At 72.4% G+C, this 18,630-nt stretch carries 16 protein-coding genes and 1 pseudogene; 5 read left to right on the forward strand and 12 right to left on the reverse strand.

Going from position 1 to position 18,630, the window contains the following annotated elements; all coding sequences use genetic code 11:
* Positions 1-39: 39 nt before the first annotated feature.
* Positions 40-594 carry an NADPH-dependent FMN reductase gene (gene ssuE, locus AB0K51_RS26670; RefSeq protein ID WP_363459685.1) on the reverse strand — a complete coding sequence of 185 codons (555 nt, stop codon included), beginning with the start codon at positions 592-594 and terminating at the stop codon, positions 40-42.
* Positions 595-993: 399 nt separating this feature from the next.
* On the opposite strand from ssuE, the gene AB0K51_RS26675 reads away from it, so the two are divergent.
* Positions 994-2,310, forward strand: a complete 1,317-nt coding sequence (locus AB0K51_RS26675) for an LCP family protein (RefSeq protein ID WP_363459686.1) — start codon at positions 994-996, stop codon at positions 2,308-2,310.
* Positions 2,311-2,370: 60 nt separating this feature from the next.
* On the opposite strand, the gene AB0K51_RS26680 is transcribed toward AB0K51_RS26675, so the two are convergent.
* Both AB0K51_RS26680 and AB0K51_RS26685 read right to left on the reverse strand, forming a co-directional pair.
* A complete protein-coding gene (locus tag AB0K51_RS26680) occupies positions 2,371-3,534 on the reverse strand; it encodes an acyl-CoA dehydrogenase family protein (RefSeq protein ID WP_363459687.1) in 1,164 nt (387 codons plus the stop codon).
* A 60-nt stretch (positions 3,535-3,594) separates the two neighbouring features.
* The gene (locus AB0K51_RS26685) at positions 3,595-4,746 is read right to left on the reverse strand and encodes an LCP family protein (RefSeq protein WP_363459688.1); all 1,152 of its coding nucleotides are present in this window, start codon (positions 4,744-4,746) and stop codon (positions 3,595-3,597) included.
* Between the two features lie 172 nt (positions 4,747-4,918).
* On the opposite strand from AB0K51_RS26685, the gene AB0K51_RS26690 reads away from it, so the two are divergent.
* Positions 4,919-6,262, forward strand: a complete 1,344-nt coding sequence (locus tag AB0K51_RS26690) for a UDP-glucose/GDP-mannose dehydrogenase family protein (protein WP_363459689.1) — start codon at positions 4,919-4,921, stop codon at positions 6,260-6,262.
* A 28-nt stretch (positions 6,263-6,290) separates the two neighbouring features.
* Entirely contained in the window at positions 6,291-6,713 is a 423-nt protein-coding gene (locus tag AB0K51_RS26695; RefSeq protein WP_363459690.1) for a CoA-binding protein, read from the forward strand.
* Between the two features lie 43 nt (positions 6,714-6,756).
* On the opposite strand, the gene AB0K51_RS26700 is transcribed toward AB0K51_RS26695, so the two are convergent.
* Genes AB0K51_RS26700 through AB0K51_RS26715 form a run of 4 tightly spaced genes read right to left on the reverse strand, consistent with a single transcriptional unit; the run spans position 6,757 to position 10,451 of the window.
* Entirely contained in the window at positions 6,757-7,584 is an 828-nt protein-coding gene (locus tag AB0K51_RS26700) for a MerR family transcriptional regulator (protein WP_363459691.1), read from the reverse strand.
* Between the two features lie 47 nt (positions 7,585-7,631).
* Entirely contained in the window at positions 7,632-8,825 is a 1,194-nt protein-coding gene (locus AB0K51_RS26705) for a dipeptidase (protein ID WP_363459692.1), read from the reverse strand.
* 13 nt (positions 8,826-8,838) lie between these two features.
* On the reverse strand, positions 8,839-9,363 hold the full coding sequence (gene purE, locus AB0K51_RS26710) for a 5-(carboxyamino)imidazole ribonucleotide mutase (protein WP_363459693.1): 525 nt from the start codon (positions 9,361-9,363) through the stop codon (positions 8,839-8,841).
* Positions 9,360-10,451 carry a 5-(carboxyamino)imidazole ribonucleotide synthase gene (locus AB0K51_RS26715; RefSeq protein ID WP_363459699.1) on the reverse strand — a complete coding sequence of 364 codons (1,092 nt, stop codon included), beginning with the start codon at positions 10,449-10,451 and terminating at the stop codon, positions 9,360-9,362. Before AB0K51_RS26715 ends, purE begins: the two co-directional genes overlap by 4 nt.
* A 226-nt stretch (positions 10,452-10,677) precedes the next feature.
* Between AB0K51_RS26715 and AB0K51_RS26720 the strand changes: the two genes are divergently transcribed.
* Positions 10,678-11,175 carry a GtrA family protein gene (locus AB0K51_RS26720; RefSeq protein ID WP_363459694.1) on the forward strand — a complete coding sequence of 166 codons (498 nt, stop codon included), beginning with the start codon at positions 10,678-10,680 and terminating at the stop codon, positions 11,173-11,175.
* 7 nt (positions 11,176-11,182) lie between these two features.
* Here AB0K51_RS26720 and AB0K51_RS26725 read toward each other — a convergent pair whose 3' ends face one another.
* Together AB0K51_RS26725 and AB0K51_RS26730 are read right to left on the reverse strand one after the other, a co-directional pair.
* Positions 11,183-12,421 carry an ATP-binding protein gene (locus AB0K51_RS26725; protein ID WP_363459695.1) on the reverse strand — a complete coding sequence of 413 codons (1,239 nt, stop codon included), beginning with the start codon at positions 12,419-12,421 and terminating at the stop codon, positions 11,183-11,185.
* Between the two features lie 13 nt (positions 12,422-12,434).
* A complete protein-coding gene (locus AB0K51_RS26730; protein ID WP_253797838.1) occupies positions 12,435-13,109 on the reverse strand; it encodes a response regulator transcription factor in 675 nt (224 codons plus the stop codon).
* Between the two features lie 318 nt (positions 13,110-13,427).
* Between AB0K51_RS26730 and AB0K51_RS26735 the strand changes: the two genes are divergently transcribed.
* On the forward strand, positions 13,428-14,936 hold the full coding sequence (locus AB0K51_RS26735; RefSeq protein WP_363459696.1) for a peptide MFS transporter: 1,509 nt from the start codon (positions 13,428-13,430) through the stop codon (positions 14,934-14,936).
* Between the two features lie 7 nt (positions 14,937-14,943).
* Here AB0K51_RS26735 and hutI read toward each other — a convergent pair whose 3' ends face one another.
* The 3 genes and pseudogenes from hutI to AB0K51_RS26750 form a co-directional block, all read right to left on the reverse strand.
* A complete protein-coding gene (gene hutI / locus AB0K51_RS26740) occupies positions 14,944-16,110 on the reverse strand; it encodes an imidazolonepropionase (protein ID WP_363459697.1) in 1,167 nt (388 codons plus the stop codon).
* A 103-nt stretch (positions 16,111-16,213) separates the two neighbouring features.
* On the reverse strand, positions 16,214-17,566 hold the full coding sequence (locus AB0K51_RS26745; protein ID WP_363459698.1) for a formimidoylglutamate deiminase: 1,353 nt from the start codon (positions 17,564-17,566) through the stop codon (positions 16,214-16,216).
* Positions 17,551-18,549, reverse strand: a pseudogene (locus tag AB0K51_RS26750) (allantoate amidohydrolase); the annotation flags it as partial. The gene AB0K51_RS26745 and the pseudogene AB0K51_RS26750, both read right to left, overlap by 16 nt.
* Positions 18,550-18,630 lie beyond the last annotated feature (81 nt).

Genomic DNA, 18,630 nt, shown 5'->3' on the forward strand with positions numbered 1-18,630 from the left:
GTCCGGACCCCGAGGCGGAGACCGTACGGTGACGGAACGTCAGGCGGTGGTGGCGAGTTCCGGGTGGCGGGCCAGCGCGGCGGCGAAGGCGTCCACCACCGGGGTGAGCAGGACGTCGGTCTCCCGCTCCAGTTCGGTGCCGCCGTCCTCGCGCACCAGGATGTGCCGGTCGAGCACGAACCAGCCCTGGGTGACGTGCTCGGCGCCCATCGAGGCGAGCACCGGCCGGAGCGCGTAGTCCACCGCCAGCACGTGCGCGGGGCTGCCGCCGGTGGCCAGCGGGAGCACCGTCTTGCCGCGCAGCGCGTACTGCGGGAGCAGGTCGAGCAGGACCTTCAGCAGCCCCGAGTAGGCGGCCTTGTAGACCGGGGTGCCGATCACCACCCCGTCGGCCCGCTCGAAGAGTTCGACGGCGCGGGCTATCGCGGGGTCGGAGACGTCCGCGGCCAGCAGTGCCTCGGCGGGCAGGGCGCGGGCGTCGAGCGGCAGCACCCGGTGGCCGTGCGCGGCGAGCCGGGCGTCGACGTGGCGCAGCAGCCGGGTGGTGCGGGAGGTCGCGGACGGGGAACCGGAGACGGACAGGATCACGGCCATGGAGTCACCTCGGGACGAACGGCACGGCGGTGCCGGAAGAAGGGGGTGGCGAGGGCGCGGGCTCGCCGGGGTGAGGCGCGGCGGTGGCGGTCAGCCGCGACACAGCGAGCAGGACACCCGGCCGTGGTCGACGTGCCGTCGACGGGTGAGGACCTCGCGCTGCTCCATGCGCGCCATCGAAGCACCCCCGGTTTCGGCCGGTCAAGGCGATCCCGCCTGGTGAGCCGCACGGCACATCCGCTCCGCCGGGACGGTCCGCACCCGTCCGGCGGGCGGTCCGGACGACATTCCGGTGAACAGTCCGCGGAAGCGTCCGCACCCTGCATCAAAACGGCCACAAGGGGCTCCGCGGGGGCCGGTGGATCACTGCGCGGCCCCGGCTTCGGGCATCCTTCCCCCATGAACACGTGGCAGGAGCGCCCGGGGGGCGGCTCGTACGGTCAGGACGACGCGGCACGGGGCCAGGGCGGCGCGCCCGCCGAGCCCCCGCTGCCGCCGTCGCTGAACCCGCGCGGCGCGGGCATCCCGCTGTCCCGCCCCGCGCAGCCCGCGTACGGTGCGCCGGCCGGTCAGCCGCCGTACCGCCAGGACGGCCCGGGCGGTACGCCGCCGTACGGCCAACAGCCGCCGCAGGGCCGGCCTCCGTTCGGGCAGCCGCCGGCCGGTCAGCCGCCGTTCGGCTCCGGGCCGGAGCCGGCCGGTGCGCCGGGGCCGGCGCCGAAGCGCCGCTCGCGGAAGAAGATCGCCGGGCTGGTGGCGCTCGGCCTGGTCGGGGCGCTGCTGGCGACCGGCATCGGGACGTACTTCTGGGCGGACGGCAAGCTCAACCACGAGAACGTGCTGGCCGACTACCAGGGCCGTCCGCCGGCGGGCAAGGGCACCAACTGGCTGATCGTCGGCTCGGACAGCCGCAACGGCCTGACCGACGCGCAGGAGGACCAACTGCACACCGGCTCGGCCGAGGGCAAGCGCAGCGACTCGATGATGATCCTGCACGTCGGCGACAACGGGAACACCCTGATGTCGATCCCGCGCGACTCCTGGGTGCAGATCCCGGCCCACCAGGACACCGCGGGCAGCGGCAAGACCGTGCCGGCCGCCACCCGGAAGATCAACGCGGCCTTCAACACCGGCGGCGGGCGGCTGCTGGTGCAGACCGTGGAGACCAACACCGGCCTGCGGATCGACCACTACGCGGAGATCGGGTTCGCGGGCTTCGTCGGCCTGGTGGACGCGGTCGGCGGCGTCGACATGTGCATCGACCAGCCGATCAAGGACAAGGACTCCGGCCTGGACCTGAAGGCCGGCTGCCAGACCCTGACCGGCTCGCAGTCGCTGGCCTTCGTCCGGCAGCGGCACCAGATGGCCGACCAGGACCTGGGCCGGATGCGCAACCAGCAGAAGTTCCTCGGCGCGCTGGCCAAGCAGGCGGCCTCGCCGGCCACCCTGCTCAACCCGTTCACCTTCTACCCGATGGCCTCGGCCGGCCTGGACACCCTGATCGTCGACGACGACGCCGGGCTGACCGACCTGGGCTCGATGTTCCTCGCCATGAAGGGCGTGACCGCCGGGAGCGGCAAGACCATCACGGTGCCGATCGGCAACCCGGACTTCCACACCCCGACCGGCGAGTCCGCGGTGAAGTGGGACCCGGCCAAGTCCAAGCTGGTGTTCGACGCCCTGAAGAACGACACGGCCGTTCCGGACACCAAGTAGCCCGCAGCGGGCGGGGGTTCGCCCGGAAGGAGGCGACCCCCGCCGAGATCCGGGCCGCGGTTACGGCAGGTTGCGGGCCATGACGATGCGCTGGACCTGGTTGGTGCCCTCGTAGATCTGGGTGATCTTGGCGTCGCGCATCATCCGCTCGACCGGGTAGTCGCGGGTGTAGCCGTAGCCGCCGAGCAGCTGCACCGCGTCGGTGGTGATCTCCATCGCCGCGTCGGAGGCGAAGCACTTCGCCGCCGCGCCGAAGAAGGTCAGGTCGGAGTCGGTGCGCTGGGACTTCGCGGCGGCCGCGTAGGTGAGCTGCCGGGCGGCCTCCAGCTTCATCGCCATGTCGGCGAGCATGAACTGGACGCCCTGGAACTCGGCGATCGCCTTGCCGAACTGCTTGCGCTCCTTGACGTAGCCCTTGGCGTAGTCGAGCGCGCCCTGCGCGATGCCGATCGCCTGCGCGGCGATCGTGACGCGGGTGTGGTCGAGGGTCTTCATCGCGGTGGCGAAGCCGGTGCCCTCGGCGCCGATCATCCGGTCGGCCGGGATGCGGACGTTGTCGAAGTACACCTCACGGGTGGGCGAGCCCTTGACGCCGAGCTTCTTCTCGGGGGCACCGAACGACAGGCCCTCGTCGCCCTTCTCCACCACGAAGGCCGAGATGCCCTTGGAGCGCAGCTCCGGGTCGGTGACGGCCATGACGGTGTAGAACTCGGAGAACCCGGCGTTGGTGATCCAGCGCTTGACGCCGTTCAGCACCCAGAAGTCGCCGTCGCGCACCGCGCGGGTCTTCATCCCCGCCGCGTCGGAGCCGGCCTCCGGCTCGGACAGGCAGTAGGAGAACATGCCCTCGCCGCGGGCCAGCGCGCCCAGGTAACGGGTCTTCAGCTCCTCCGAGCCGGACAGCTGCACCGGCAGCGAACCCAGCTTGTTCACCGCCGGGATCAGCGAGGAGGTGGCGCACACCCGGGCCAGCTCCTCGATCACGATCACCGTCGCCAGCGCGTCCGCCCCCGCGCCGCCGTACTCCTCCGGCACGTGCACCGCGTGCAGGTCGTTGGCCCGCAGCGCCTCGAGTGCCTCGGTGGGGAAGCGCGCCTGCTCGTCCACGTCGGCCGCGAACGGGGCGATCTTCGCCTCCGCCAGTGAACGCACCGACTCCCGGAGCATCTCGTGCTCCTCGCTCAGCCGGTAGAGGTCGAAGTCCGCCCCGGAGTTGCCCGCCATGTGCCCGCCCCTCGGTTAGTTACCGTTAACTGGCGGTCATCCTATGATCGCGCGCGCCGCTCAGCGCACGCTGTCGCCCAACGTGTCGGCGGTGGTGCGGTGTTGGGCGAGGTAGTCGTCCATCTTGTCGTTCCGCATCGCCTCCCAGAGCAGGACCGCCGAGGAGTCGTCCATCAGCACCACCGACTGGCCGTCGACGGTGTCGAAGCCGCCGAACGGCGCGTTCATGAAGTGCACGCCGTCCGGGCGCACCGCGCGCAGGCTCCACGCCAGGTCGTAGAGGTCGGTGTTGGAGAGCCGGTCGTCCACGCTGACCACGTCGCCGACCGACTGCAGCAGGCCGGTCAGCCTGGCCGGGCTGGAGAGCGTGCCGGAGTTCATGGTCTGCAGCATCAGGGCGCGCAGGAAGTTCTGCTGCCGCTTGGTGCGGTCCAGGTCGCCGTTGGGCAGGCCGTGCCGCTCGCGGACGTACAGCAGGGCCTCGGCGCCGTCCATGTGGTGGGTGCCGGCCAGCCACTCGCGGGCGTCGCCCTTGGCCTCGATGGTGCGCGGGATGGTGATGTCCACGCCGCCGATCGCGTCGGTGAGGGCGCGGAAGCCGTTCCAGTCGATCACCGCGACGTGGTCGATGCGGATCTTGGTGAGGTCCTGGACGGTCTGCACCATCAGCGCCGGGCCGCCCCACGAGTAGGCGGCGTTGATCTTCGACTTCCCGTGGCCGGGGATCGGCACCAGGGTGTCGCGCGGGATCGAGACCACCGTGACCGACTTCCGGTCCGCCGAGATGTGCATCAGCATCATGGTGTCGCTGCGCTGCGCGCCGACCTGCCAGGCCGGGGCCTTGGCGTTCTGGCCGGTGGTGGGCTGGTCGGCCCGGGCGTCCAGGCCGACCAGCAGGAAGGTCTGCCCGGCGTGCGGGACCGGCGGCGGCTGGGCCGAGGCGGGGACGCTCGGGAAGGCGTTCGGGATCCGGGCCACCGAGGAGGCGTAGTGGTCGGCGGTCCACACCAGGAGGCCGAAGCCCGCGCCGAACAGCACCAGGAGCACCGCGAGCGTCCAGACCAGCAGCCGCCGACCGCGCCGGCGAGCACCGGTCGGCTCGGCCTCGACGGGGTCGTCCTCCGTACCGGGGTCGGCGTCGTCGTCGCGGTCGAAGATGCTCAACGGGCCGGGTTCCTGGTCGTCCTGGGCGGCCCGCTCCTCGGCAGTCATGCGCGCATTGTGAACCTTCCGCACAGGTCTTCGAGGAGAAACCGTGAAATCGCCGCCCCGAACGTTCCGCTGAGCACGGAAAATGGGGGATTCGGCGAGGGCGGCGGGGCGGCTACCATCAGTGCCTGCGGCCGTCGGCAACCAGAACGGCCCGTACCCGAAGGGAACGCACGTGGCTCCCCGCATCACGGTGATCGGCACCGGCTATCTGGGCGCGACGCACGCCGCCTGCATGGCCGAGCTCGGCTTCGAGGTCCTCGGACTGGACATCGACCGGGACAAGATCGCCGCGCTGGCCGCGGGCCGGGTGCCGATGTACGAGCCGGGCCTGTCCGAGCTGCTGGTCAAGCACGTCCCCGGCCACGAGGGCTCGTCCGGCCGGCTGCGCTTCACCGACTCGTGGGAGGAGGTCGCCGCCTTCGGCGACGTCCACTTCATCTGCGTCAACACCCCGCAGCGCAAGGGCGAGTTCGCCGCCGACATGAGCTACGTCGACGCCGCGGTGGAGTCGCTCGCCCCGCACCTGGACCGGCCCACCCTGGTGGTCGGCAAGTCCACCGTGCCGGTGGGCAGCGCCAGCCGGCTGGCGGAGAAGCTGGCCGCGCTCGCCCCGGCCGGTGCCGAGGCCGAGCTGGCCTGGAACCCGGAGTTCCTCCGCGAGGGCTTCGCGGTGGGCGACACCCTGCACCCGGACCGGCTGGTGGTCGGCGTGCGCTCCGCGCGCGCCGAGGAGCTGCTGCGCGCGGTGTACGCGACCCCGATCTCCGAGGGCGTGCCGTTCGTGGTCACCGACTTCCCGACCGCCGAGCTGGTGAAGGCCGCCGCCAACTCCTTCCTGGCCACCAAGATCTCCTTCATCAACGCGATGGCGGAGGTCTGCGAGAGCGCCGGCGCCGACGTGGTGCAGCTCAGCAAGGCGCTCTCCTACGACGAGCGGATCGGCGGCAAGTTCCTCAACGCCGGCCTCGGCTTCGGCGGCGGCTGCCTGCCCAAGGACATCCGGGCCTTCATGGCCCGGGCCGGGGAGCTGGGCGCCGACCAGGCGCTGACCTTCCTGCGCGAGGTCGACTCGATCAACATGCGGCGCCGCTCGCGGATGGTGGAGCTGGCCCGCGAGCAGTGCGGCGGCGGCTTCCTGGGCCGCCGGGTCGCGGTGCTGGGCGCGGCGTTCAAGCCGAACTCGGACGACATCCGGGACTCGCCGGCGCTGAACGTCGCCGGGCAGATACAGCTCCAGGGCGCCCAGGTGACGGTCTACGACCCGAAGGCGATGGACAACGCCCGCAAGATGTTCCCCAGCCTGTCCTACGCCGACACCGCGATGGAGGCCGTCCAGGGCGCCCACGTGGTGCTGCACCTGACGGAGTGGCAGGAGTTCCGCGAGCTCGACCCGGCCGAGGTCGGCGCGGTGGTCGCCGAGCGCCGACTGCTGGACGGCCGCAACGTGCTGGACGGCGAGCGCTGGCGCGCGGCCGGCTGGACCTACCGCGCGATGGGCCGCCCGTTCGCGGAATGACCGAAGGCGCCGCCCCGTTCTCCCCGGTATGAGCAACCACACCGTGGACTACGGGGACGACGCCGTCGTCCGGAAGATCCTCACCTCCTCCGGCGACACCTGGGCCGTGGTCGGCCTCTCCACGAACACCCGGCGGGCCGCGTACGGCGTGGCCCGGGTGTTGCAGAAGGCCGGCAAGCGGATCGTGCCGGTGCACCCGAAGGCCGAGGAGGTGCTCGGCGAGCAGGGCTACGCCTCGCTCGCCGAGATCCCGTTCCCGGTCGACGTGGTGGACGTGTTCGTCAACTCCGAGCTGGCCGGCGCGGTCGCCGACCAGGCGGTGGCGGTGGGCGCCAAGGCGGTCTGGTTCCAGCTCGACGTGATCGACGAGGCGGCCTGCGAGCGGACCCGCGCGGCCGGCCTCGACATGGTGATGGACCGCTGCCCGGCGATCGAGCTGCCGCTGCTGTGAGGCGGCGTCAGACCGTACGGACCGCCGCCGCCGTGACGCGACGTCAGACCGCGCGGACCGGGAAGGCGATGTCGCAGGCCGGGTCGTTCGGGGCGGCGGCCATGAAGTCGGTGAAGTACACCTCCCGGCCCGGCCCGGTCCGCTCGGCGCCCGCCGTCTCGGCCCACGCGCACACCGCGTCGTAGGCGCTGAGGATCTGCGGGTACTCCACCTGCGCCCTGGTGATCCGGGTGTACGCCTCGCGGTGGGCCGGCTCGACCCGGTGCTCGACCGTCACCTCGGCGGCGCGCGCCGGGTCGACCGGCACGCACACCTCCACCGGGCCGTCGCTGTCCTCGTTGACGTCGCCGTGGTAGACCACGAACGGCGCCCCCACCACGCCGCCGTACGCCTCGGCGGCCTCCGACAGTCGGCCGATCGCGCCGCCGATGAAGCCGTCCAGGTCCTTCGGGTAGGCGCGCCGGCGTTCGGTGAGCACCAGCTGCTCCGGCACCTCGCGCTGCTCGATCTCGAACATCTCGTTGATCCCTTCCAGTCCGCTGAGTTGGACGCGGAGGTGGTCGGCCAGCGTCCGCTGCGACGCGGTGCGCCGCTCGACGGCCGCCCAGTACGCGGCGACCCGCTCGGCCGCCTGCGGGCCCGGCAGGGCCAGCACCTCGGCGACCGTGGCGAGCGGCATGTCCAGGCCGCGCAGCCGGACGATCAGCCGCGCCGCGGCCAGCCGCCCGGCCCGGTAGTACCGGTAGCCGGTGTCCGGGTCGACCCGGTCCGGCGGCAGCAGTCCCTGCCGGTCGTACAGCCGCAGCGCCTTGGGCGACAGCAGACCCCGGCGGGCGAACTCGCCGATGGTGAGCAGCCGTTCCTCCTCCACGTCCTCGACCTTCGGCTCTGCCCCAGGGTCAAGGTCAAACGGCCCGGTCACGCCCCGTCCAACGCCTCGCGGGTGGCCAGCGAGGGGCCGCGCTGGGCCTGCAGGCGGCGGGCGGCGGACTCCGCCTCGCGCAACACCCGCACCGCGTTGTGCCAGGTGAGCTTGGCCAGGTCGGCCTCGGACCAGCCGCGGTGCAGCAGTTCGGCGATCAGGTTGGGGTAGCCGGCGACGTCGTCGAGGCCGTCCGGGGTGAAGGCGGTGCCGTCGAAGTCGCCGCCGATGCCCAGGTGGTCGATGCCGGCGACCTCGCGCATGTGGTCGAGGTGGTCGGCGACGGTCGCGGCGGTGGCCACCGGGCGCGGGTGGGCGGCCTCGTGGGCGCGCTGCACGGCCATCGCCTCGGGGGTGGTGTCCAGCGGGTGGAAGCCGTTGGCGCGCATGTTGGCGTCGGCGGCCAGGGTCCACTCGATCGCCGCGGGCAGGACGAACTTCGGCACGAAGGTGGCCATCGCCACGCCGCCGTTGTCGGCGAGCAGGGCGAGCACGTCGTCGGGGATGTTGCGCGGGTGGTCGCAGACCGCGCGGGCCGAGGAGTGCGAGAAGACCACCGGGGCGGCGGTGACCCGCAGGGCGTCGCGCATGGTGTCGGCCGAGACGTGCGAGAGGTCGACCAGCATGCCGAGCCGGTTCATCTCGCGGACCACCTCCTCGCCGAAGGCGCTCAGCCCGCCGTGCACCGGCCGGTCGGTGGCGGAGTCGGCCCAGGGCACGTTGGAGTTGTGGGTGAGCGTCAGGTAGCGGACGCCGAGCGTGTACAGCGCGCGCAGGGTGGCCAGCGAGGAGTTGATGGAGTGTCCGCCCTCGGCGCCCATCAGCGAGGCGATCCGCCCCTCGGCGCGGGCGGCCTCCAGGTCGTCGGCGGTGAGGGCCAGCCGCAGCCGGTCGCCGTGCCGTTCGGTCATCGCCCGGACGAAGTCGATCTGCTCCAGGGTGGCGCTGACCGCGCCGTCCCCGGCGAGTTCGGCCGGCACGAAGACCGACCAGAACTGCGCACCGACCCCGCCCGCCCGCAGGCGGCCGAAGTCGGTGTGCAGCCGGTGGCTCTGGTCGGCCGTCAGGTCGACGGCCTCCAGGTCGTAGCCGGCCTGGGCGCGCATCGCCCAGGGGAGGTCGTTGTGGCCGTCCACCACCGGGGCGGCGCGGAGGGCGGACCGGGCGCGGTCGAGCAGTTCGGGGGTCATGACCCCCGTTCTACTACTTGCCGAAGCCGAAGGAGTCGCTCCCCGCCACCTTGGCGCGCAGCTTGCGGCCCTTCTCGGTCGCCTGGGTGTTCAGGTCGGCCTGGAACTCGACCATCTTCTCGGCCAGTTCGGGGTCGAAGGCGGCGAGCATCCGGACCGCCAGCAGTCCCGCGTTGCGGGCGCCGGCCACCGACACGGTGGCCACCGGCACGCCCGCGGGCATCTGCACGATGGACAGCAGGCTGTCCATGCCGTCCAGGTAGCGCAGCGGCACCGGCACGCCGATCACCGGCAGCGGGGTGACGGAGGCCAGCATGCCGGGCAGGTGGGCGGCGCCGCCGGCCCCGGCGATGATCGCCTTCAGGCCGCGGCCGTGCGCCCGCTCGCCGTAGGACACCATCTCGCGCGGCATCCGGTGCGCGGAGACCACGTCGACCTCGTAGGGGATCTCGAACTCGTCGAGGGCCTGCGCGGCGGCCTCCATCACGGGCCAGTCGGAGTCGGAGCCCATCACGATGCCGACAAGAGGCTCAGTCATTCGGTGATCGTCCCTCGCAGGTAGGCGGCCGCGTGGCGGGCGCGCTCGCGGACGTCTTCGAGGTCGTCCCCGAAGACGTTGACGTGGCCGACCTTGCGGCCGGGCTTCACGTCCTTCCCGTACATGTGGATCCGCAGCCCGGGGTCGCGGGCCATGCAGTGCAGGAAGGCTCGGTACATGTCGGGGTAGTCGCCGCCGAGGACGTTGACCATCACGGTCCACCTGGCGCGCGGGCGGGGGTCGCCGAGCGGCAGGTCGAGGACGGCCCGCAGGTGGTTCTCGAACTGCGAGGTGACGGAGCCGTCCTGGGTCCAGTGGCCGGAGTTGTGCGGACGCATGGCCAGCTCGTTGACCAGGATCCGGCCGTCCCGGGTCTGGAACAGCTCGACCGCCAGGTGGCCGGTGATGTCGAGGTCCCCGGCGATCCGCAGCGCCAGCTGCTGGGCCTCGTCGGAGAGCGCCGGGTCCAGCTCGGGCGCGGGGGCGGTGACCTCGGCGCAGATGCCGTTCTCCTGGACGGACTCCACCACCGGGTAGGCGACCGCCTGCCCGCTGGGCGAGCGCACCACGTTGGCGGCCAGCTCGCGGACGAAGTCGACCTTCTCCTCGGCCAACACCGGCACGCCGGCCAGGAACGGCGCGGCCGCCGCGGCCTCGTCCGCGACCACCCAGACGCCCTTGCCGTCGTAGCCGCCGCGCACCGTCTTCAGCACGACGGGGTAGCCCTCCCCCTCCTCGGCGAACGCGGTGACGTCCGCCGGGTCGGCGACCAGCCGGTGCCGGGGGCAGGGCACGCCGATGGCGTCCAGCTTCGCCCGCATCACGCCCTTGTCCTGCGCGTTGACCAGCGCCTCCGGCCCGGGCCGGACGGCCACGCCCTCGGCCTGCAGGGCGCGCAGGTGCTCGGTGGGCACGTGCTCGTGGTCGAAGGTGACGACGTCGCAGTCGGCGGCGAAGGCGCGCAGCGTCTCGAGGTCGCGGTAGTCCCCGTACACGGTGGTGCCGACCACCTGCGCGGCGGACTCCTCGGGGGAGTCGGCGAGGAGTTTGAAGCGGATGCCCAGCGGGATGCCCGCCTGGTGCATCATGCGGGCGAGCTGCCCACCGCCGATGACTCCGACCACTGGAAAGTTCGCATTGCCCGCTACTGTCACGTGCTCCAGGATATCGGGGCCGGTCGGGGGCCTCGTACCGGCGTTTGCTCCAGGGGTGCGCCCCGGGCCGGGACGGAGCACTCAGGAAGTGCCGGTAGCCTGGTGGGCCGAGTCCCGCGACACCACTATCCGATCATGTGAGCAGACGGAGAGAGCCCGGATGACGAGCAGCACCGAAGCGCGCCCCTCGCTGGTCCAGCGGATGCGCGGTCTCTCCACCGAGGCACTCGGCTTCGCCCTGATCGGCGCCACCGGCGTGGTGGTCAACTTCGGTCTGTTCTGGTTCCTCACCAACGGCTTCGGCCTGGCGTCGCTGCGGTCGAACGTCGCGGCGACCCTGGTGGCGATCGCCACCAACTACCTCGGCTACCGCTACTGGCTCTACAAGGACCGCGACGCGGCCTCCCGCAAGCGCGAGATCACGCTCTTCCTGCTGTTCAGCGGCATCGGCATGCTGATCGAGACCGGCACCCTGGGCTTCACCCAGTACGTGCTCGGCCTGGACTCGCCGTTCGAGAAGCTCGGCGGCAAGGTCCTCGGCCTGGTGGTGGCCACCGTCTTCCGCTTCGTCTCCTACCGCACCTGGGTGTTCAAGGCGCTGCCGGAGCTGGAGGAGTCCGAGGCGGTCGAGCCCGAGCTGGCGCTCGCGGGCAAGTAGCGGCGCGTCAGTCGTCCGCGCGGGCGACGAAGAGCGCGAACACCGGCGGGCGCAGCGACAGCAGTTCGAGGCGTCCGCCGTCGGCTTCCGCGAGGTCGCGGGCGACGGCCAGTCCGATGCCGGTGGAGTTGCGGCCGCTGACGGCCCGTTCGAAGACCCGGTTGCCGAGTTCCCTGGGCACGCCCGCGCCCTCGTCCTGCACCTCGGCCACCACCGAGCTGCCGGAGCGCCGCACCCGCAGGGTGATGGTGCCGGCGCCGTGCATCAGCGAGTTCTCGATCAGGGTGGCCAGCACCTGGGAGACGGTGCCGGGGGTGCCGATCACCCGGGCGCCGCGCAGGCCCTCGATGACCAGCCGCCGTCCGCTGTCGCGCAGCGTCGGCGCCCACTCCTCGACCTGCTGCTTGACCACCTCGTCGAGCGGGAAGGTCACCGCGGTGGGGCTGTTGGGGTCGCGCTGGTTGGTGAGCAGGCGCTGGACGACGTCGGTGAGCCGCTCGACCTGCTGCAGGCCGATGGTGGCCTCCTCGCGGACGGTGGCCGGGTCCTCGGCGAGCGCGGTGATCTCCTCCAGCCGCATGGAGAGCGCGGTGAGCGGGGTGCGCAGCTGGTGCGAGGCGTCGGCGGCGAGCCGGCGTTCGGCGGTCAGCATCCGGGCGATCCGTTCGGCGCTGGTGTCCAGCACCTCGGCGATCCGGTCGAGTTCGGGCACCCCGTAGCGGCGGCCCTGCGGGCGGGGGTCGCCGGAGCCGAGCCGTTCGGCGGTCTCGGCGAGTTCGGTGAGCGGCCGGGCGAGGCGCTTGGCCTGCCAGACCGCGAGCGCCACGGCCGCCTGGACGGCGAGCAGCGCGACCACGCCGAGCAGCAGCAGCATGTTGCCGATCTCGTGGTCGAGCGCGGTGCGGGACTGCATGACGGTGACGGTCTCGCCGCTGGCGCCGGTCTCGGTGGCGGTCAGCGCGTCCTCGGTGACCGGGCGGCCGATCGCGATCAGCGGCTGCCCGGGGATGTCCACGGTGACGTAGAAGCCCTCGGTGACCACCGCGGCGAGGTTCTCGCCGGTGACCGGCTCGCCCGCGGCGAGCCGGCTCTCCACCAGGCCGAGCACCCGGACCGCCACCGCGTCCACCCGGTCGTGGGCGGCGTTGACGATCGACTGCTTCTCGATCAGGGCCAGCGGCACGCAGAACACCGCGACCACCACCAGGACCACACCCAGCAGTGAGTTGATCATCCTGCGCTTCACGCCGGGTGGACCTTCAGTTCTTCTCGAAGCGGAAGCCGACGCCCCGCACGGTGGCGATGTAGCGCGGGTTGGCCGCGTCGTCGCCGAGCTTCTTGCGCAGCCAGGAGATGTGCATGTCCAGGGTCTTGGTCGAGGTCCACCAGGTGGTGTCCCAGACCTGACGCATGATCTCCTCGCGGGTGACCACCCGGCCGGCGTCCCTCACCAGGACCCGCAGCAGCTCGAACTCCTTGGCGGAGAGGGTGAGTTCCTCGTCGCCGAGCCAGGCGCGGTGCGACTCGATGTCGATCTTCACGCCGTGCGCGCCGGTGGTCAGCTGGTCGACGTTGCCGCGCCGCAGCAGGGCCCGGACCCGGGCCAGCAGTTCGGCCAGCCGGAACGGCTTGGTGACGTAGTCGTCGGCGCCGGCGTCCAGGCCGACCACGGTGTCCACCTCGTCGGCGCGGGCGGTGAGCACCAGCACCGGGAAGCTCTTGCCGTCGGCGCGCAGCCGCCGGCACACCTCCAGGCCGTCCATCTCGGGCAGCCCGAGGTCGAGCACGATCAGGTCGACGTCCTCGCTGAGTCCGGCGCCCAGGGCGGCCGGACCGTCTTCGCGGACGAGCACCTCGTAGCCCTCGCGGCGCAGCGCGCGGGCCAGCGGTTCGGAGATTGCCGGGTCGTCCTCGGCCAGCAGCACACAGGTCATAGGGGCGATGGTAGACCGCCTGACGGCCGCTGATCAGGGGGTGTTTCGCGGGCTCGACGGGCCCGGCCCCGCGGCTGTGAACCGGCTCACAGAGAGTGATCAACTTGACTTGAGAGGAACCTTCGGAGCCAACTGCGCTTTCATGGACATTCTTCGCAGTACCCTTGCGTTCGCAGGTAATGTTCCGCTGCTGGCATTGATTTGCACGGCGAACGGCCACTGTTCTTTACCTTCCGAATACCATTCACGCTCCGCGATCAGCTGATCTCACGACTTACAGTGGTCGGACCCCCGATGAAGACAGGCAAGGAAACACCCATGGCTTCGACCACCCTGGAGTCCGAGGTACGGCCCACCGGCGCTCAGGAGCGCACCTTCCTCGGCCACCCCCGCGGCCTGGCCACCCTCTTCATGACCGAGACCTGGGAGCGCTTCAGCTTCTACGGCATGCGCGCGCTGCTGGTGGTCTACATGTCCGCCAAGGCGGCCGAGGGCGGCCTCGGCATGCAGGTGGCGACCGCCACCGCCGTGTACTCGGTCTACAACGCCATGGTCTACCTGCTCGCCCTGCCCGGCGGCTGGATCGCCGACCGGCTGCTCGGCGCCCGCCGCACGGTGGCGCTCGGCGGCGCGGTCATCATGGTCGGCCACTTCCTGCTGGCCGTGCCCGCCTCCGCCTCGTTCTTCGCCGGCCTGGTGCTGATCGCGGTCGGCTCCGGACTGCTGAAGGCCAACATCTCGACGATGGTCGGCCACCTCTACGACGGGCCCAACGACGCCCGCCGGGACGGCGGCTTCACCATCTTCTACATGGGCATCAACCTCGGCGCCTTCCTCGCGCCGCTGGTGATCGGCACTGTCGGCCAGCAGGTCAACTGGCACCTCGGCTTCGCGCTGGCCGGTGTCGGCATGGCGCTCGGCCTGGTCCAGTTCCTGTTCGGCACCCGCCACCTCAGCCCGCGCTCCAGCGTGGTGACCTCCCCGATCACCCCCTCCGAGCGCAACGCCGTGCTGCGCAAGGCCGGCCTGTGGCTGGCCGCCGCCGCGGTCTTCTACGGCGTGGTCGCCGGCACCGGGCACTTCACCATCTCGTGGGCGATCTGGCCGCTGTCGCTGGCCGGCCTGGCCATCCCCGCGCTGGTCTTCGCCCGGATCCGCCGCGACAGGGCGCTGTCCGGCGAGGAGCGCTCGCGGATGAGCGGCTACCTGTGGTTCTTCGCCGCCGCCGCGGTCTTCTGGATGATCTACGACCAGTCCGGCTCCACGCTCAGCGTCTTCGCCGAGCGCAACACCGCGGGCAGCCTGTTCGGCTTCGACTTCCCGTCCAGCTGGTTCCAGTCGCTGAACCCGCTGTACATCATGGCGCTGGCCCCGGTCTTCGCCTGGCTGTGGAACGTCGCCGCGCGCCGCGGCCGCAACCCCTCCACCACCGGCAAGTTCGCCTTCGGCCTGCTCATGATCGGCGCGTCCTTCCTGGTGATGATGCTCGCCATGGCCGCCGCCACCGGCGGCGCCAAGGTCACCCCGCTGTGGCTGGCGGTGGTCTACCTGATCCAGACCGTCGGCGAGCTCACCCTCTCCCCCGTCGGACTCTCGGTCACCACCAAGCTGGCCCCGGCGAAGTACGCCTCCCAGATGATGGGCATCTGGTTCCTCGCCGTCACCGCCGGTGACTGCGTGGCCGCCCTGGCCCAGCTCCTGCTCGGTGACGACGTGGTCGGCTCCACCTGGTACTTCGCCGTCCAGGGCGCCCTCGCCATCGTCGCGGGCCTCGGCCTGCTGGCCGCCCGCGGTCGGGTCGGCCGGCTGATGGGCGACGTCCGCTGACCCCTGGTCAGACCCGGCGCACCCCGCCCTGCCACACGGCGGCGGTGAGCGGGACGCCCGGGCGGTAGGCCAGGTGCACGTGCGAAGGCGCGTCCAGCATCAGCAGGTCCGCCCGGGCGCCCGGCGCGATCCGACCCACATCGGTCCGCCGCAGCGCCAGCGCCCCGCCCGCGGTGGCGGCGTGCACCGCCTCGTCCGGGGTCATCCCCATCTCGCGGACCGCCACCGCGATGCAGAACGGCATCGAACTGGTGAAGCTGGAGCCCGGGTTGCAGTCCGTCGACAACGCGACCCGGGCTCCGGCGTCCAGCAGCCGCCGCGCACTCGGGTACTCCGCCCGGGTCGAGAACTCCGCGCCCGGCAGCAGCGTCGCCACCGTCTCGCCGCCGGCCAGCGCCGCCACGTCCTCGTCGGTCAGGTGCGTGCAGTGGTCCGCCGAGGCCGCCCCCAGCTCCACCGCCAGCTGCACCCCCGGCCCGTAGGTCAACTGGTTGGCGTGCACCCGCGGCCGCAGCCCCTTGGCCATGCCCGCCTCCAGCACGGCCCGCGCCTGCTCCCCGTCGAACGCGCCGCGCTCGCAGAACACGTCCACCCAGCGCGCGTACGGCGCGCAGGCGTCCAGCATCTCCCCGGTCACCAGCTCCACGTAGCCCGCCGGGTCGTCGGCGAACTCCGGACCGACCACGTGCGCCCCGAGGTACGTCGTCTCCTCGGTGTGCCCCGCCGCGATCCGCAGCGACCGCGCCTCGTCCGCCGTGCTCAGCCCGTACCCGGACTTCACCTCGACGGTGGTCGTCCCCTGCCGCACCATCTCGCCCAGGTAGCGGGTCAGATTGGCGTTCAGCTCCGCATCGCTCGCCGCGCGGGTCGCCTGCACCGTGGTCCGGATCCCGCCCGCGGTGTACGGCCGGCCCGACATCCGCGCGTTGAACTCCGCGGTCCGGTCCCCCGCGAACATCAGGTGCGAGTGGCTGTCCACGAACCCCGGCAGCACCGCCCGGCCCTCCGCGTCCACCCGCTCGTCGGCCGCCGGAGCGTCCTTCGCCGGACCGACCCACACGACCCGCTCGCCCTCCACCACCACGGCGGCATCGGCGAGCAGCCCGAGCGACCCGTCGCCGATCGACGGGTCGTTGGTGACCAGGGATCCGACATTGGCAATGAGCAGGCTCATACGAGGACTTCATCCTTAACTAGTCGGTTCGCACCCCGCCGGGGGCGCGGGGGGTTGCGCGGAGCGGAAAGCGCACCTCGGCGGGATCGCGTGTCAGGGGCCGCTACCGCAGCGCGGCGATCGAACTGCCGAGCGCTCCCGCCACGTCCGGAACGAGCTGGTGCACACCGTCCCTGACGACGTGTCGGCCGCCGACCACCAGGTGCCGGACGTCCGCCGCGCTCGCCGCGAAGACCGCGGTCTCCGCGCCCAGCGCGGCCGGCGGTCCGGCGGTCCGCACCGAGTCGAGGGCGATCACGCAGAAGTCGGCGAGCGATCCGGCTTCCAGCCGCCCCGCCTCGGGCCAGCCCAGCGAGGCGTGGCCGTCCTCGGTGCCGGCCCGCAGCAGCGCGTTCGCGGTCCAGTGGCCCCGGGTCCGGGTCCGCAGGCGCTCGTCCAGCTCCAGCGCCCTGGCCTCCTCGAACGGGTCGATGACCGCGTGGCTGTCGCTGCCGAGGGTGATCGGGCAGCCCGCCGAGGCCAGTCGCCGGGCCGGGCCGATGCCGTCCGCCAGGTCCCGTTCGGTCGTCGGGCACATGCACACCGCGGTGGAGGTGTCGGACAGCAGCCGGATGTCCTCGTCGGTCAGGTGCGTGGCGTGGACCGCGGACGTGCGCGGCCCGAGCACGCCGTGGTCGGCGAGCAGCCGGGTCGGGGTGACGCCGTGCGCGGTCAGGCAGGCGTCGTTCTCGGCGGTCTGCTCGGACAGGTGGACGTGCAGCGGGGCCTTGCGCATGGCGGCCCAGTGCGCGACCGTCCCGAGCTGCTCGGCCGGGACGGCCCGCACGGAGTGCACCGCCGCCCCGATCCGCGCGTGCTCGGCCGGCGAGAGCCCGGACGCCCGCTCGGCCCACGCGTCGGCGTCGCCGTCCGAGAACCGCAGCTGGGTCGCGTTCGGCTCCGCGCCGAAGCCGGACGACAGGTAGCAGGTGTCCAGCAGGGTGATCCGGATGCCGGCCCGCAGCGCCGCCTCGATCAGCGCCTCGCCCATCGCGTTGGGCGCGTCGTACCGGACGCCGCCGGGCGCGTGGTGCAGGTAGTGGAACTCGCCGACCGCCGTGATGCCCGCCAGCGCCATCTCGGCGTACACCGCGGTGGCCAGCGCCAGGTAGCTGTCGGGGTCGAGCGCGGAGGCGACCCGGTACATGGTGTCGCGCCAGGTCCAGAACGTCCCCGAGCCGACCTGGACGGAGCCGCGCAGGGCGCGGTGGAAGGCGTGCGAGTGGGCGTTGGCCTGGCCGGGGAGGGCGAGGCCCGCGAGGCGGACGGCGCCGTCGGGGCAGGGCCCGCTGTCGGGGGTGACCTTGGCGATGCGTCCGCCGGGCCCGACGGCGATCAGGACGTCGCGTTCGACCACGGGGCCGTTGACGTGGGGGATCCAGGCGTGTTCGGCCCAGTACGTCACGACGGCTGACATGCGAGGTCCTCCAGTACGTCGGCGAGGGCGGCGACTCCGGCGTGGCAGTCCGGGGTCTCGGCGTACTCGGCCGGGGAGTGCGAGACGCCGCTGGGGTTCCGTACGAACAGCATGGCGGTCGGGACGGCGGACGCCAGGATCCCCGCGTCGTGTCCCGCGCCGGTCGGCAGGACGGGGGCCTTCAGCCGGTCGGCGAGGCGGTCGCGCAGCGGTCCGTCGAAGTCCACCACGGGCGTGTACGACTCCCGGACCAGCTCGACCCGCACCCCGTCGCGCTCGCCGCGCTCGGTCGCGGCCTGCGCGATGGCCTCGACCACCTGACGGAGCGTCGCCTCGTCGGCGGCCCGGGAGTCCAGCCAGCCGCGGACCAGCGAGGCGATGGCGTTGGTGCCGTTGGGTTCCACGGCGACCTTGCCGAAGGTGGCGAGCGCGCCGGCCAGCCGGGCCTTCTTGCGGGCGGCGAGGACGGTGGTGGCGTAGGTCAGCATCGGGTCGCGGCGGTCGACCAGCCGGGTGGTGCCGGCGTGGTTGGCCTCGCCGTGGAAGTCGAAGCGCCAGCGGCCGTGCGGCCAGATCGCGCTCGCCACGCCGACCGGCTGGTCCTCCGCCAGGTACCGGCCCTGCTCGATGTGGAGTTCGACGAACGCGCCGATCCGGCCGAGCAGTTCGGGGTCGGCGCCGATCAGCGACGGGTCGCGCCCGGCCCGCTCCATGGCGTCCGGCAGCCGCACCCCGTCGGCGTCGCGCAGCGCGTACGCGGCCTCCCGGTCGAGGACGCCGGTGGCCAGCCGGCTGCCGACGCAGGCGACGCCGAACCGGGCACCCTCCTCGTCGCCGAAGTTGACGATGCCCAGCGGCCGCGTGAACCCGACGCCCCTGGAACGCAGTTCGTCGAGCGCGGCGAAGGAGGACACCACGCCGAGCGGCCCGTCGTACGCGCCGCCGTCCGGAACGGAGTCCAGGTGCGATGTGGACGACATGGCCGTCGGCCGTGGTAAACTTGCGGTTCTTGGTGTCGACCTCGAGTTCCTCGGCGCCACAGACACAGGTCTTGCCCATGCCGC

This window comes from Kitasatospora sp. NPDC049285, from assembly GCF_040678815.1.
GTDB lineage: Bacteria > Actinomycetota > Actinomycetes > Streptomycetales > Streptomycetaceae > Kitasatospora.